The organism is Streptomyces sp. NPDC033229 (assembly GCF_055576875.1).
Map to the genome: position 1 here is coordinate 47,925 of NZ_JBVIQR010000004.1, position 13,745 is coordinate 61,669.

Genomic DNA, 13,745 nt, shown 5'->3' on the forward strand with positions numbered 1-13,745 from the left:
TGTCCGCGGTGGGGCACCCCCATCGAACGGCTTGCCATCTCCTCGTCCGATGACTGATGACCGGTGACTTCAGACAAGAGGTGAGTCTTGTTCCTCCGCCGCAGACGCGCACGTCGGTCAAGTCGGTTACGCATCCTGAGCGTTCTTGCCCTGCTCCTCGGTGTTCTGGCCGTCGTCGCCGCCGGACCCGCACGGGCGATACCCGACACCGGCCCCCGGCCGCGAGCGCCCCTCGTCCAGCCGATCGACCCGCAGCGCTGGCGCAATCCCGACGACATGACCTGGGCCGAATACCGCCCGGTCCCCGGCACCGACTGGGCCGACCCCGACGTCAAGCCCACGCAGCGCACGTTCAAAGGCGCCCTGGTGCTCCTGGACTACCCCGATGAGGAGTTCTCGGTCAGCAGGCCACCCGGGTCCGGCATCTTCGGCAACCCGCTGCCCGCCGCCTCCAACATCCCCCGCGCGCAAGTGCCCCGGTTCTACCAGGACTTCCTGAACAAGCCGGGCACGCTCAACCACGGTCACACCATCAACGAGTACTGGATGGAGGACTCCGGCGGCCGCGTCGGCGTCGACCTGACCGCCTTCGGCGTGTACCGCATGCCGTGGAAGTCCTACCAGTACGGCATCGAGCCCGGGATGAACCCCGGCGCCTGCCCGGTCGGGGACACCTGCGGCAAGGACATCCGCGCCGACGGCAAGCGCACCTGGACCGCCGACGTGGGCGCCGACCGCGTCGACGACTTCGACTTCGTCTTCTACCTCACCGCCGGGGTCGACGAGTCTTCCGCCTGGCAGGAGTTCGGCCAGATGAAGTTCGCGTCCCCGCAGGACGTGCCGGCCGCCTGGGGGCCGCCGTCCCCCATCCCCGGCGGCGGGAACGCGGCCAGGACCCGCTACGTGCCGTGGACGTCCTGGCAGGCGGCCGCCCGCATCTGGCCCAACGCGGCGAACGGCTCGTCCACCCAGGCCGAGAGCTCCGGCATGGCCACGTTCGCCCATGAACTCAGCCACATCCTGGGCATCGGGGACAACTACAACAACCCCTACGGCCAGCCCTTGAGCCGTTCCTACACCGGCATCTGGGGCATGCTCTCGCGAGGTTCGTTCAACGGCCCCGGCGGCCCGCACACCCGCTGGCAGGTGCCCGCCGCGGCCGGCGGCTCGATGGGCGCCCAGCACGTCCTGCGCGACAAGCTCAAACTCGGCATCGTCGACGAGAAGAACGTCCTGCGTCTCGACCGCGACGCCCTGAAGAACTCCGGGCTCGTCGTCGCCCGTGTCACCGCCCGGTCCGCGCCGCCCGGCGAGAAGGGGCTCACCGGCGTCAACATCACCATGCGCCGCGATCTCTCCCCGACGTGCGACCGGGCCACCGATCCGCTGTGCGACGGCGGCGGCTACGAGAACTACACCGTCGAAGTCGTCGACCGCATGGGCATGGACTCCTTCACACCCGACAGCGGGGTGCTGCTGAGCAAGACCAAGAACGCGGACCGGGCCCCGTTCGTCTGGGCGGTCGACGCGCATCCGGAGGACATCGACCTGGTGGACTTCAAGCGCCCCGACGGCACCCCGCAGAAGATCACCATGGGCGACTACCGGCAGCTCAGCGACGCGCTCTTCCACGCGGGGGCCGACTCCGGCAGCTCCTACGAGTACGTCGACGAGGCCAACCGGCTGCACTTCTACATCCTCGACGTGCGGCGCGACGCCTCCGGAGTGCTCTCCTACGACGTCGGCGTGAGGTCCCTGGACGGCGCGGGGCCGCAGACGCGAGGGCTCGCCCTCGGCCGGGGCACGGTGAAGGGCGATCCCACGAACGGCCGAGCCATGTGCACGTTCGACCTCGGCAACACCGGGCGCGCCAGCTCCGCCGACCCCCGGCTGTCCTCCGATGTCTACCGGCTGTCGGCCACGGCCTCCGGACGCGGCTGGGCGGCCTGGCTCCCGAACCGGCTCACCACCGCCGCGTCCGGAACCACGGTCCCCGTCGGCGTCGCCGTGACCGCGAAGCCGGGTGCCGAACGGAACGGCAAGGTCGTCCTCACCGCCCGTTCGGAGAGCGACCCCCGCAAGACGGCCACGGCCACCTGCACGGTGGCGAAGCGGGGGAGGTGAGACGGGGGCTTCTCGCTCTCGGGGTCGCCGGGCGGGCTGCTGTGCTGTGTCGTCAAGCGCCGGACGGGCTTCTCAGCCCGTCCGGCGCTTGAGGACGCGCCCGCAGGGCGCCCGCCGCCGCAGGCCGCAACGACGGCCCGCAGCCGAAGACCCGTCGGACAGGGCTCAAGGCCGCCATCCGAAATGCACGGTCTTCGCGGTCAGCAGGAACAGATCCTGGCGGCGGTCGACACCCGCCGGATCGGCCGGGTCGAGCAGCCGGTCCAGCGTCGCCAGATCCTCCGCGTCCAAGAGCTCGTCGAGCACCTTGCGCTGCCGCTCCAGCGTGGTCCGCACCGACTGTCGCGGCCCGTCGGCCAGCGGCGCGGGATGGTCCACGAGGAACGTCCGGCTGCGGACCCCGGTGAGCCCGGCGGCCCGCAGCATGCCGGGCCAGTCCTCGACCACCGCCACCGACCCGGGCAGCTCGTCGCGCATCCGGTTGAACCGTTCCGCCATCTTCACGTCCAGCCGGGACTGCAGCCCGGGACGGCCGAAGCCCAGGTCGCGGGGGAGCTGTCGGGCCGGCAGGCCGCCCTCGACGATGGCCAGCACACCACCGGGCTCAAGGAGCCCGGCCAGTCGGTCCAGCGCGCCCTGCTGGTCACCGACATGATGCACGACCTGCCCCGACCAGACCAGATCCGCCGTGCCCACGTCGGCGAGCCCCGCCGGGAACTCGGCCACCCGCGTCCGCAGCCGGACACCGAGCCGCTCGGCCCGTTCCACGGCGCGGGCCAGCAGCTCCGGCGACCCGTCCACGGCGGTGACCTCGGCCTGCGGGAACCGTGCGGCCATCCGGCAGGCAGCGACCCCGGGGCCGCTGCCGATGTCCAGGATCCGCCGTGGCGCGAGGTCCCCCAGCTCCTCCAGGGCCTGGCGCACGTAGGGGCTGTGGGTCTCACCCTCGAGTTCCAGCAGATCGGCCATCGTGGCCCAGTCGAAGTCCTTGTGGCTGTCCTTGCAGCTGCCCTTGTCGCTCATCGCGCGTACTCCCTCAGCTCTTCTCGATCACGTCGACCGCCTCTGGCGCCGACTTTGCGCCCCGCCCCGCGCGATTGACAAACCTTGTTGCCATTCCTGCAATAGGGGAATGGAAGAGGTGCTCGCCGCCGTTGGAGCGCGGCTCAAACACATCCGCCGGCAGCGCAACTGCACCCTCGCGGCGCTGTCGCAGTCCACCGGCATCTCCGTCAGCACGCTGTCCCGGCTGGAGTCCGGGCAGCGGAAGCCGAGCCTGGAGCTGCTGCTGCCGATCGCGCACGCCCACCAGGTGCCGCTGGACGAGCTGGTCGGCGCGCCGCCCGTCGGCGACCCGCGCGTGCGGCTGAAGCCGATCCGACGCGGCGACTCGACGGTGGTGCCGCTGACCCGTCAGCCCGGCGGACTCCAGGCGTTCAAGATGGTCATCGCCGCCGCCCGCAGCACGCCCGAGCCGCGCACGCACGAGGGGTACGAATGGCTCTACGTGCTGAGCGGGAAGCTGCGGCTGGTGCTCGCCGAGCACGACACCGTGCTCACGGCGGGGGAGGTCGCGGAGTTCGACACCCGGCTGCCGCACTGGTTCGGGAGCACCGGGGAGGCGCCGGTGGAGGTCATCAGCCTGTTCGGACCGCAGGGCGAACGGATGCACGTCCGCGCGAAGCCGCACGGCGCCTGACGCCCGGCCTTGGCCGCACCGGGCCCCCGATCGTCGCTGCACCGGGCCCCGGTGTTGTCGGCGGTGCTGCCGTGGAGTTGGAGCGTACGGCCGGGGAGTTGGGGCGTCCGGGGGATACAGCCGCCGCGCCGCGCCCCGCCGGTGATCGCGAGCAATACCCTCAAAGCGCCCAATTCGGGCCCTCGCGCATCCGCACACCACCGGTGGAGTCCGTATGTCACCAGCCGCCACGCGACGCCGGAGCCGACGGCGCGTCCTCAGCGCCCTGAGCCTCCTGCTGGCCGGCAGTATCACCGCGACCGGCCTCGCCCAGGCGACGCCCGCCCCGTCGGCTCCGTCGGGTCAGCACCACGACCTCGACCCCCGCATCGCCTCGATCATGGACAAGCCCTCGTACCGGCACGCCCGGTGGGGGCTCTTCCAGCAGGACCCGGAGAGCGGCGAGGTGACGCACTCCCGCAACGCCGACCAGTTCTTCATCCCCGGCTCCGCCGCCAAACTCTTCAGCGTCAGTGGCGCCTGGAGCACCCTCGGCAGCAATCACCGCTTCGTCACACCGGTGCACGCCGTCGGAAAGCGCCGGGGCTCGACCCTCAAGGGTGACCTGGACCTGGTCGCCCAGGGCGATCTGACCCTCGGCGGCAGGACGCGCGCGAACGGCAGCGTCGCCTACACCGACATCGACCACACCTACGCCAACGACGTTCCCGGCGCGACGCTCACCCCGCAGAACCCGCTGGCCGGCATCAACCGGCTGGCCCGCCAGGTGCGCGCCTCGGGCATCCGGCACGTCGACGGCGACGTGGTCGTCGACCCCCGGCGATTCCGCCCCGACGCCACGCTCGACCCGACCCCCACACCGCTGATCGTCAATGACAACGTCATCGATCTGCTGACCACTCCGGGCCGCCGCGCCGGTCAGCCCGCCCGTCTCGACTGGCGTCCGAAGGTCGCGCCCTACCGTGTGACGTCCACCGTTAGGACGGTGGCAGCGGGTAAACCCACCAACATCAAGGTGCGGACCTCCGCCGACGGCACCCGCATCCGGCTGTCCGGCACCATCGCCGCCCGCTCCGCCCCGGTCCTGCGGGTGTCGGACGTCAAGGACCCGAACGCCTTCGGCCGCACCGCCCTGATCCAGGCACTGGAACGGGCCGGGGTCCAGGTCCGTGCGAAGACCGTCGCGCCCAACCCGACGGGCAGACTGCCGCACTCCTACCGGGGCGCGCCCAAGGTGGCCCGGTACACCTCCCCACCCTTCGCGCAGTACGCCAGGCTCATCTTCAAGGTCAGCCACAACCTCGGGGCGAACCTCGGGATCTGTCTGATGGCCGTCCACGCGGGAAGCACCGACTGCCAGGACGGATTCCCCGTGCTCGCGAAGTTCCTGGACCGCGCCCACGTGGACCGCAAGGCGGTGCAACTGGCCGACGGCCGGGGCGGCAACCCCAACGACCGCGCCACGCCCCGCGCCCTGACGCAGATCCTGACGTACTGGCAGCACACGTCCCAGGCGAGGCGCTTCCGCGAGGCACTGCCCGTCCTGGGCGTCGACGGATCCCTCGCGGACAACTGCCGGCGCTGCCCCGCCCGGGGCAAGGTCTTCGCCAAGCCGGGCACCTTCGCGGGCGCCGACGCACTGAACAACCGCGTGGCCGTGGGCGGGGACACCCTTGCCGGTTATCTCGAGACGCGCCCGGGGCACTACGACGTGTTCTTCGTCGGGGCGAACGGGGCCTCGGCACGCGACGTCCAGGGCCTGTTGGGCATCCTGAACGACATGGCCGACATCGCCGCGTACCTCCAGCGGAACGCGGCGAGGCGGCGCTGAGCCGCCCGGTGGCCGGGCGGTCGGCCCGCCCGGCTACCGCGCCACGAACTGCGTCAGGATGGCCTGCACCTCGTAGATGTCGACGCCCTTGGTGAAGGTCTTCTGGATCGGGGCGGGATTGCCGGAGAGCCAGATCTTGAGCTCCGCGTCGAGATCGAAGTGACCGGCGGTCTCCACCGCGAAGTGCGAGATGCTCCGGTAGGGGATGGAGTGGTACTCCACCTTCTTGCCGGTGATCCCCTGCTTGTCGACGAGGACGAGCCGACGGTCGGTGAAGAGCATGGTGTCGCGAATCAGCAGGTAGGCGGCGTGCACCTGCTCGCCGTGCCCCAGCAGCCGCGCGTAGTCCTGCTGCGCCGACACCGGATCGACGGTGTGCGCGTTTCCGAACAGACCCATGTCGGCCCCCCACTTATCGAACTCGACTGTCTCAACACTGTATAGGGCGCTTTGGCGCGGGGGATTCCCGCGCCGAAGCGTGCTGTCCGGCAGCGCTGTTCAGCGCGCCGCGGACAGGTCGGCGTGCTCGGCGGTGGAGCCGGCGGCGACCGCTGGGCCGCCCGCCCGGGACCGCGCCCTCGGCCGGCAACTGCGCGACGACCTCGAACCGCACCACCGCGCGATGGCGGCCGCCGTCGCCCGCGACGGGGTGCTGCACGTCGGCTTCTCCACCCCGCCGGCCGGAGAGATCGTGATGAAGGCGGCGGAGGCGCTGCACACCAGCCACCCCGGCCTGGCGGTGGAGATCTGCGAAGTGCCGCTGTCGGACCCGTACGGACAGCTGCGCAAGGGTGAGTTCGACGAGCAGCTCACCGAGTTCCCGGTGCGCGAGCACGACCTGGGGGAGGGGCCCGCCCTACTCACCGAGGAGCGCGTCCTCGTGGTCGCCGCGAGCCACCCGCTGTCCGCGCGGACAGCGGTGGCACTCGAGGACCTGGCCTCCGTCCCGCTGCTGACCGTCGACGGTGAAGTCCCGGACTACTGGCTGGAACAGCACGTCCCGACGCACACGCCCGGAGGCCGGCCGATCGCCCGCGGCCCTGCCGTCACCAACATGCAGGAAGCGCTCATGCTCGTCGCGGGCGGCAAGGGCGCCCTGCTGTCGGTGGCCCACACCGCCACCTACCACGCCCGGCCCGGCGTCGCCTACGTTCCGTTCGCGGACGCGGAGCCCATCGGCTACGGCCTGGTGTGGCGGGCCGCGGACAACACCAGCGCGGTCCGGGCCTTCGCCCGGGCGGCCCTGAAGGCGGCGAAGGGCACGTAGCCCGGGGATGGGGAAGACGGGGCCCGGGCTACCCCTTCGTCCTCTGCCGGGCGGTGACGCTCTGAGCCATCCCCGGAAGGAAGTCCGTGAACAGCTCGTGCACCTCGTGGACGAGCGGCCGCAGCACCCGGAAACGGGCCAGTGACACGCCGCGGGTGGTCAGCCGGGCCCCGCGGACGGCCAGCTTGCGGCTGCGCTCCCGGTCGGGGGAGCGGTCGAAGACCCAGTACAGGACGAGCCCCATCTGTGACAGCCACATCAACTCGGGCAGCACGTCGGCGAGCTCGGCCGGTACTTTCGCCTTCGATCCGGCCAGCACCTCGCGGTACACGTCGATGGCCGCCTCGCGCGCGTGCTCGGACTCGGGCGAGAAGGGGCTGAGGGGACTCTCCGGGTCGGCGGCGTTCTTGAAGAACTGGGCCGCGAACTCGTGGAAAGGCGCGGCGATGTCCAGCCACACGCCCATCACCCCGGCGAGCCGTGCCTCCAGATCGGTCTCCCGGTCCAGCACGTCACGGACCGCCGCCTGGTGCTCGGCGGTGATCCGGTCGTAGAAGCCCTGGATCAGGTGCTCCTTGCCGGCGAAGTAGTAGTACGCGTTGCCGACGGAGACCCCGGCCTCCTTGGCGATGGCCCGCATCGTGGTCTTGTCGTAGCCCCGCTCCTGGAAGAGCCGCATCGCAGTTTCCAGGATCAAGGCGCGGGTCTGCTCGCTCTTGGCCGGTCGGGGCTCGTTCTCTGCTGGCACGGGTCAGAGCCTAATCGGGCACGGCACAGCCGTTGTCGCAGACCGGCGGTGCGAGATGGGCCCACCCGTCGGCCGGGTCGTGGACCCGGCCGTTCCCGGTAGTCCGGGGCTGTCGCCGCCACTGCGCCCCACGGTATTCGGCTGCGGCCAGCAGCGCGACGCGCGCGAAGCGCAGGCCGGACGGGGTGCTGAATTTGTGTGACAGCGGCCGGTGGTCGGCAAGCGCCCACAGGCACACCACCCAGGCGCCGGGCCCGCGGTAGATCTGTCCGCTGTCACCGACCACGGTGATCTCCTCCAGGGTGGAAGCGTGGTCGAGGTGCGGAAAGCGGTGCCTGGCCTCGTCCGAGTCGGCCGGCACCAGGTCGAGCGGCACGAGCTTGGGCTGCCGCGCGAGCCAGTCGCGCACCACGACACAGAGGGGGCACCGCGCGTCGTACAGCACCGTGAGGCGGCGGACCGGGGCCCACAGGGCGCCCCGGTCGACACGGGTGCCGGCACTCCACACCGGGCTCAGACCCCGCTGGGCGGCGTCGCCCAGGGGCCCGACCCGCCCATGTAGGCGTGCGGCTGGACCGGCGGGTTCTGTTCCCGCTCCATGATCCCGCGGCGACGGAACTTGTTGAGCGCGTACACATTGCCGAGGTGCATGACGCCGAGCACGAGCAGCACGACACCGAGCTTCTGCGACAGCGCTTCGAACACCCCCCGGGCATCGGCGATCGTGGTGTCGTCCTGGAGGTACAGCGCGATGAACCCCAGGTTCACCAGGTAGAAGCCGACCACCAGCAAGTGGTTGACGGCATCGGCGAGCTTCTCGTTTCCGTGCAGCACGTCAGCGAGGAAGACCCGCCCGTTGCGGCTCAGCGTGCGCGCCACCCAGACCGTGAGCCCAACGCTGCCCAGCAGATAGATGACGTACGCGACGACTGTGAGGTCCACATCCCCAACCCCTTCTTGAACGTGTTCAAAACCCTGATGTCGCTGACTGTAGACCTGTTTTTGAACGCGTTCAAGCGACGCTGGAGGGGTGGGGCGCGTGGGGCCCTCAGGCGTGGGGGCGGTCGTGGCCCATTCGGCGAGCCGGATGACGACGCGTTGGGGTCGGCCGTCTGGAAGGGGCGCTCGCCCTGGCCCGCGCCGTCACCGGGTCAGGGGCGAGTCCGCCCTCGCCGCGCTGCGCCGGGAGTTCGACACCGCGCTCGGCTGCGCCGGGAGTTCGACACCGCGCTCGAGAGGCGCGACCCCGTCGCGGGCTTCGCCGGCCCGGAGTTCGCCCGCACAATCGCCGACAGTCCCACCCTCACCGCCCGGCTGCGCGACCTCCACGACGAGCGGGAGGAAGCCCTCGCCGCGGTCCTGACGGAGACCGCCCCCGACGCGGGCCCGGCCATCGCCCCCGAGCCGCCGCGGCCCTCCTCGCGGCCGCCCAGCGCCTGCTGTTCCAGCGCATCCAGGAACTCACCCTGGCCGGCCACTCCAACGACCACATCGCCGCCAGGTGGCCCCGGATGCGACGCACGACTCCGCCTTCCTCGCCGGCCCCCTCGGCGACTTCCCCCGCGGCGATAGCCTGACAGCGGCGCGCCGGCTGCGCCAAAACACGAAGGCGGGCGGAAAACACGAAGGCCCCGACCGGTTTCCCGGTCGGGGCCTCGTCAGTCCGGCGGTGAACGCATTCAGAACCGCAACCACTGCTGACCTACTTGCCGTGTGCCGGGCCGTACCACTGGAGGGCTTGCCCGGTCACCGCGGCGATGCACTCGAAGTCGTGATCGCGATGGAGCAGAGTGAGCCCCTGCAGCTCAGCGGTCGCGGCGACGACGAGGTCGATTGCACCGGCACTTCGGTGTTTCCCCCGCTTGGTGAGGGCTTCCTGGACCTGCCAGGCGCGGTCGTAGGCGCGGTCGTCGACGGGTACCCAGCCGAAGATCAGCCGCATGTCCTCGATGCCGTGCGTCCGATCGGCGGTCGACCGTGCGCTGTAGAAGAACTCGAGTTCGGTGATGGGGCAGGTCGCGATGAGTCCAGCCGTGGCGGCCTGGTCCCAGCCGTACTGCTCCGCGTCCCCGCGCATGAACCGCGCGAGCGCGCTGGTGTCGATCAGGAACTGGGCCGCGTTCACCGGCGGTAGTGCTCCTTGTTCTCGAACAGCTCCAGATCAAATGCGCCATCGCCCGCCGCGGCCCGCAGCCTGGCGAGGGCCAGGGCGCGTCGCCGACTCTCCAACACCTCGCGAAGAGCGGTGTTGACGGTCTCCTTCTTGGTGCTCGTCCCGAGGGCTTTGGCCACGTCCGCGACCAGGTCGTCGTCCAGGTCGATGACAGTCCGGCTCATGCGCGCCTCCCTGATATCAAATGTGGAGTCAAGTATATCTCGCGAGGTGCCTTACGGGTGTCTGGCCACGAGGGCCGGGTACCAGGCATCGCCGGAGCAGCCCCTCGCCGCCCCACCCGCCCCCCCCCCCCCGCCCCGTGCCCGAGCGACGAGCCGGACTGGGAGATCGCTGCGCAGGCGTCCCTGAAGGTCATGTACCACCGGTGGGAACACGAAACGGTCCGTCCGGGCAAGGCCTATCAGGTGCTGCTCTGCTCGGTATTTCGCAGGATCTCCGACGAGCTCGGGTTCGTCGAACACTCCCCGTGCGCGGATGAAGCGGCACTCGTGGCGCGTGTCGGTGCCCTTGAAGCCATGGTTCAGCGACTCTCCGGGAGCGCGGTGATCGATTGGAGCCGTCGGGAATCGCCGCAGGTGAGACAGGGTTAACGCCCCAGTTGACCCTGGTCGGAAGCAGGCGTTCCGCTAGCTCTGCTCCGTCACAAGGGGCACGTGGAGGGGATGGAGGGTGAACGGGCCTCTCGATCTTGTCGGGCCGGGGTATCCCGCTGGAAGCAGCTCCTGGCGGATGCTCGCGTACGTGATGGCCGACCGCATGACGCTCGCCACACGGCCGGGACGGTTCTGCTGCTGCTCCGGGTCCCCGATGTGATCGTGGACGCGATCATGGGCTGGGAGCCTGGGGGAGAGGCAAGGATGCGCGCCTGGTACATGCACGTCACTGAGCCGATGCTGAGGCAGGCGGCAGATCAGGTCGGCGGTGCGCTCTGGGGCTCCACAGAGTCCAACTGAGACGAACGGAGACGGAGCAACACGAAGGCCCCGACCGGCGAACCGGTCGGGGCCTTCGTTAGTGCCCGGTGAGGCACTGTGCGGAGGATACGAGATTCGAACTCGTGAGGGGTTGCCCCCAACACGCTTTCCAAGCGTGCGCCCTAGGCCACTAGGCGAATCCTCCGCGGCAAACAATACAAGACGTTGAGGGGTGCTCGCGAACACCTCCCTCGGAGGCGGGTGCCGGGGAGGGGCCGGGGGAGGTTCCGGGGAGGGGAGGGCGCGAGCAGCGCCCGGGATCGGCTAGGCTGAGGGCAAGCCCCTCACGTGGCGCTATCTCACCTAACTCCCCCAGGGCCGGAAGGCAGCAAGGGTAAGTGGGCTCTGGCGGGTGCGTGGGGGGCCCTTGCGTTTCCCGACGGGCCGCGACGGCAGGCCCTCGGCGGGGGCCCGGGCTGTGATCGAGACCACTTGTCAGTGCGGCCCGATATCGTCGTAGGTGTGTCGTCCCTCGCGCTTTACCGCCGCTACCGCCCCGAGTCCTTCGCAGAGGTCATCGGGCAGGAGCATGTCACCACCCCGTTGCAGCAGGCGCTGCGCAACAACAGGGTCAATCACGCGTATCTGTTCAGCGGTCCGCGCGGCTGTGGCAAGACGACCAGTGCGCGCATCCTCGCCCGCTGTCTGAACTGCGAGCAGGGCCCCACGCCCACCCCGTGCGGCGAGTGCCAGTCCTGCCAGGACCTCGCGCGCAACGGCCGCGGTTCCATCGATGTCATCGAGATCGACGCCGCGTCCCACGGTGGCGTGGACGACGCCCGTGAGCTGCGGGAAAAGGCCTTCTTCGGGCCCGCCTCCAGCCGCTACAAGATCTACATCATCGACGAGGCGCACATGGTCACCTCGGCGGGCTTCAACGCCCTGCTGAAGGTGGTCGAGGAGCCGCCGGAGCACCTCAAGTTCATCTTCGCGACCACCGAGCCCGAGAAGGTCATCGGCACGATCCGGTCGCGTACGCACCACTATCCGTTCCGGCTCGTCCCGCCGGGCACGCTGCGCGAGTATCTGGGCGAGGTCTGCGGCCGCGAGGCGATCCCCGTCGAGGACGGCGTGCTGCCGCTGGTCGTGCGGGCCGGCGCGGGATCCGTGCGTGACTCGATGTCCGTGATGGACCAGCTGCTGGCCGGTGCCGCCGAGGACGGTGTGACATACGCCATGGCGACGTCCCTCCTCGGCTATACGGAGGGCTCGCTGCTCGACGCGGTGATCGACGCCTTCGCGGCCGCCGACGGCGCCGCGGCCTTCGAGGTCGTCGACCGCGTCATCGAGGGCGGCAACGACCCGCGCCGCTTCGTCGCGGACCTGCTGGAGCGGCTGCGCGATCTCGTGATCCTCGCCGCCGTGCCCGACGCCGTGGAGAAGGGGCTGATCGACGCCCCGGTCGACGTCGTGGAGCGCATGCAGGCGCAGGCGTCCGTCTTCGGCGCCGCCGAGCTGAGCCGCGCCGCCGACCTGGTCAACGAGGGCCTCACGGAGATGCGCGGGGCGACGTCCCCGCGGCTCCAGCTGGAGCTGATCTGCGCGCGGGTGCTGCTGCCCGCCGCCTTCGACGACGAGCGGTCCGTACGGGCCCGGCTCGACAAGCTGGAGCGCGGTGCCCTCGCCGGTGCCTTCGTGAGCGCGCCGCAGGGCGGCCCCGCGATGGGGTACGCCCCGGGGCCGCAGGCCCACGACCCGGCGGCCACCTCCGGTCTCACCGGCCCCGCAGCCGCCCGCGCGGCGGTGTCGGGGGCTCCTGCCGCCGCTCCGGCCGCTCCCGTCGCACCTGCTCCCGCCGCCGAGCCGCAGCCCGTGCAGCCCCAGCCCGTGCAGCCGCAGCCCGTGCAGCCCCAAGCCGCGGCCGCTCAGCCGCCCGCCGCCCCCGCGGCGCCTCCGGCCGGTGCCTGGCCCACCACGGCCGGCGGCCCTGAGAGCGCCCCGGCGAGCGGCGGCAGGCCCGGAGCCTGGCCGTCCGCTGCCGCGCCCGCCGCTCCCGCCCCGTCCGCACCACCGGCCGCACCCGCCCCGGCGCCTCAGGCCGGAGCCTGGCCCTCCGCCGCGGCCCCCGGCCAGGCGCCGCCCGCCCCGGCAGCCGCCCCGGCCGCGTCCGGTGGTTCGTACGGCCAGCAGCAGCCGCAGAGCGGCGGGGGTGACCCCGCCCAGGTGCGGCAGATGTGGCCGGACATCCTGGAGGCGGTCAAGAACCGCCGCCGTTTCACGTGGATCCTGCTCAGCCAGAACGCCCAGGTCGTCGGCTTCGACGGCAGCACCGTCCAGGTCGGCTTCTCCAACGCCGGAGCGCGCGACAGCTTCGCCAACAGCGGCAGCGAGGACGTACTGCGCCAGGCGCTCAGCGACGCGCTCGGCGTGCAGTGGAAGGTCGAGCTGGTCGTCGACCCCTCCGGCGGCGGCAGCGCGCCCGGCGGCGGCTTCGGTGGCGGCCCGGGCGGCGGCGCGAGCGGCTTCGGTGGGCCCGGTGGCGGCGCGGGAGGCTTCGGCTCCACCGGTTCCCCGGGCGCCCCGGCCCCGGGTGGTTTCTCCGGAGGCCAGGGCAGCGCCCCCGCCACGTCCCGGCCGGCGCAGGCCGCGACCGCCCCGCCCGCGGCCCCGCCCGCGACCCCCGCCCCGCAGGTGCGGCAGGCCCCGGCAGGGCCCTCGGCGGGGCAGTACCAGCCGTCCCAGCCTGCGCGGGAGCCCGAGCCGCGGCATGTCGCGATCGAGGACGACATGCCCGCCGAGGACGACCCGGATCTCGACGACACCGCGCTGACCGGCCACGATCTGATCGTGCGCGAACTGGGCGCGACCGTCATCGAGGAGATCGCCAACGAGTAGGCGGCGCCTGGGAGCCCGGGGCCACGGACTGCGGGCGACATGAGGGCGCCGCCCGCGCACCCGGGCGCTCCCGGCCTTCTTCCGACGGCGT

Annotated in this window: 12 protein-coding genes, 1 tRNA gene, 1 other RNA gene and 1 pseudogene; 7 read left to right on the plus strand and 8 right to left on the minus strand. The window is 71.5% G+C overall.

Annotated elements, in window-relative coordinates; all coding sequences use genetic code 11:
- The first annotated feature begins 276 nt into the window (after positions 1–276).
- A complete protein-coding gene (locus ACZ53N_RS05105) occupies positions 277–2,124 on the plus strand; it encodes a M6 family metalloprotease domain-containing protein (RefSeq protein ID WP_469139592.1) in 1,848 nt (615 codons plus the stop codon).
- Between the two features lie 165 nt (positions 2,125–2,289).
- On the opposite strand, the gene ACZ53N_RS05110 is transcribed toward ACZ53N_RS05105, so the two are convergent.
- A complete protein-coding gene (locus ACZ53N_RS05110) occupies positions 2,290–3,147 on the minus strand; it encodes a class I SAM-dependent methyltransferase (protein WP_469139593.1) in 858 nt (285 codons plus the stop codon).
- A gap of 109 nt (positions 3,148–3,256) precedes the next feature.
- Here ACZ53N_RS05110 and ACZ53N_RS05115 point away from each other — a divergent pair, with 109 nt between their 5' ends.
- Complete coding sequence (locus ACZ53N_RS05115) at positions 3,257–3,823, plus strand: helix-turn-helix domain-containing protein (RefSeq protein ID WP_469139594.1); 567 nt, start codon at positions 3,257–3,259, stop codon at positions 3,821–3,823.
- Positions 3,824–4,037: 214 nt separating this feature from the next.
- Positions 4,038–5,654, plus strand: coding sequence for a D-alanyl-D-alanine carboxypeptidase/D-alanyl-D-alanine endopeptidase (gene dacB, locus ACZ53N_RS05120; RefSeq protein ID WP_469139595.1), 1,617 nt, complete (start codon positions 4,038–4,040; stop codon positions 5,652–5,654).
- A gap of 33 nt (positions 5,655–5,687) precedes the next feature.
- Here dacB and ACZ53N_RS05125 read toward each other — a convergent pair whose 3' ends face one another.
- Positions 5,688–6,053: a PH domain-containing protein gene (locus ACZ53N_RS05125; RefSeq protein WP_469139596.1), complete on the minus strand. Its 366-nt coding sequence runs from the start codon at positions 6,051–6,053 to the stop codon at positions 5,688–5,690.
- Positions 6,054–6,132: 79 nt separating this feature from the next.
- Here ACZ53N_RS05125 and ACZ53N_RS05130 point away from each other — a divergent pair, with 79 nt between their 5' ends.
- Positions 6,133–6,921: a substrate-binding domain-containing protein gene (locus ACZ53N_RS05130; RefSeq protein ID WP_469139597.1), complete on the plus strand. Its 789-nt coding sequence runs from the start codon at positions 6,133–6,135 to the stop codon at positions 6,919–6,921.
- A gap of 28 nt (positions 6,922–6,949) precedes the next feature.
- Here ACZ53N_RS05130 and ACZ53N_RS05135 read toward each other — a convergent pair whose 3' ends face one another.
- The 5 genes from ACZ53N_RS05135 to ACZ53N_RS05155 all read right to left on the minus strand — a co-directional run bounded on the left by ACZ53N_RS05135 (position 6,950) and on the right by ACZ53N_RS05155 (position 10,006).
- The gene (locus ACZ53N_RS05135; RefSeq protein ID WP_469139816.1) at positions 6,950–7,600 is read right to left on the minus strand and encodes a TetR/AcrR family transcriptional regulator; all 651 of its coding nucleotides are present in this window, start codon (positions 7,598–7,600) and stop codon (positions 6,950–6,952) included.
- Positions 7,601–7,679: 79 nt separating this feature from the next.
- Positions 7,680–8,186 (minus strand): thiol-disulfide oxidoreductase DCC family protein, encoded by a 507-nt coding sequence (locus ACZ53N_RS05140; RefSeq protein WP_469139817.1) that lies wholly within the window; start codon positions 8,184–8,186, stop codon positions 7,680–7,682.
- The gene (locus tag ACZ53N_RS05145; RefSeq protein ID WP_469139598.1) at positions 8,183–8,611 is read right to left on the minus strand and encodes a hypothetical protein; all 429 of its coding nucleotides are present in this window, start codon (positions 8,609–8,611) and stop codon (positions 8,183–8,185) included. The genes ACZ53N_RS05140 and ACZ53N_RS05145 overlap by 4 nt, the downstream gene beginning before the upstream one ends.
- A 760-nt stretch (positions 8,612–9,371) precedes the next feature.
- The gene (locus tag ACZ53N_RS05150) at positions 9,372–9,794 is read right to left on the minus strand and encodes a PIN domain-containing protein (protein ID WP_469139599.1); all 423 of its coding nucleotides are present in this window, start codon (positions 9,792–9,794) and stop codon (positions 9,372–9,374) included.
- Positions 9,791–10,006 (minus strand): type II toxin-antitoxin system VapB family antitoxin, encoded by a 216-nt coding sequence (locus tag ACZ53N_RS05155; protein WP_469139600.1) that lies wholly within the window; start codon positions 10,004–10,006, stop codon positions 9,791–9,793. The genes ACZ53N_RS05150 and ACZ53N_RS05155 overlap by 4 nt, the downstream gene beginning before the upstream one ends.
- A 549-nt stretch (positions 10,007–10,555) precedes the next feature.
- On the opposite strand from ACZ53N_RS05155, the pseudogene ACZ53N_RS05160 reads away from it, so the two are divergent.
- A pseudogene (locus tag ACZ53N_RS05160) lies at positions 10,556–10,798 on the plus strand (site-specific integrase); the annotation flags it as partial.
- A gap of 81 nt (positions 10,799–10,879) precedes the next feature.
- Here the strand turns inward: ACZ53N_RS05160 and ACZ53N_RS05165 are convergent.
- Positions 10,880–10,964, minus strand: a tRNA-Ser gene (locus ACZ53N_RS05165).
- A 131-nt stretch (positions 10,965–11,095) separates the two neighbouring features.
- Between ACZ53N_RS05165 and ffs the strand changes: the two genes are divergently transcribed.
- Together ffs and ACZ53N_RS05175 are read left to right on the plus strand one after the other, a co-directional pair.
- Positions 11,096–11,190, plus strand: an RNA gene (gene ffs / locus ACZ53N_RS05170) — signal recognition particle sRNA small type.
- A 91-nt stretch (positions 11,191–11,281) separates the two neighbouring features.
- On the plus strand, positions 11,282–13,654 hold the full coding sequence (locus tag ACZ53N_RS05175; protein WP_469139601.1) for a DNA polymerase III subunit gamma and tau: 2,373 nt from the start codon (positions 11,282–11,284) through the stop codon (positions 13,652–13,654).
- Positions 13,655–13,745: the final 91 nt, after the last annotated feature.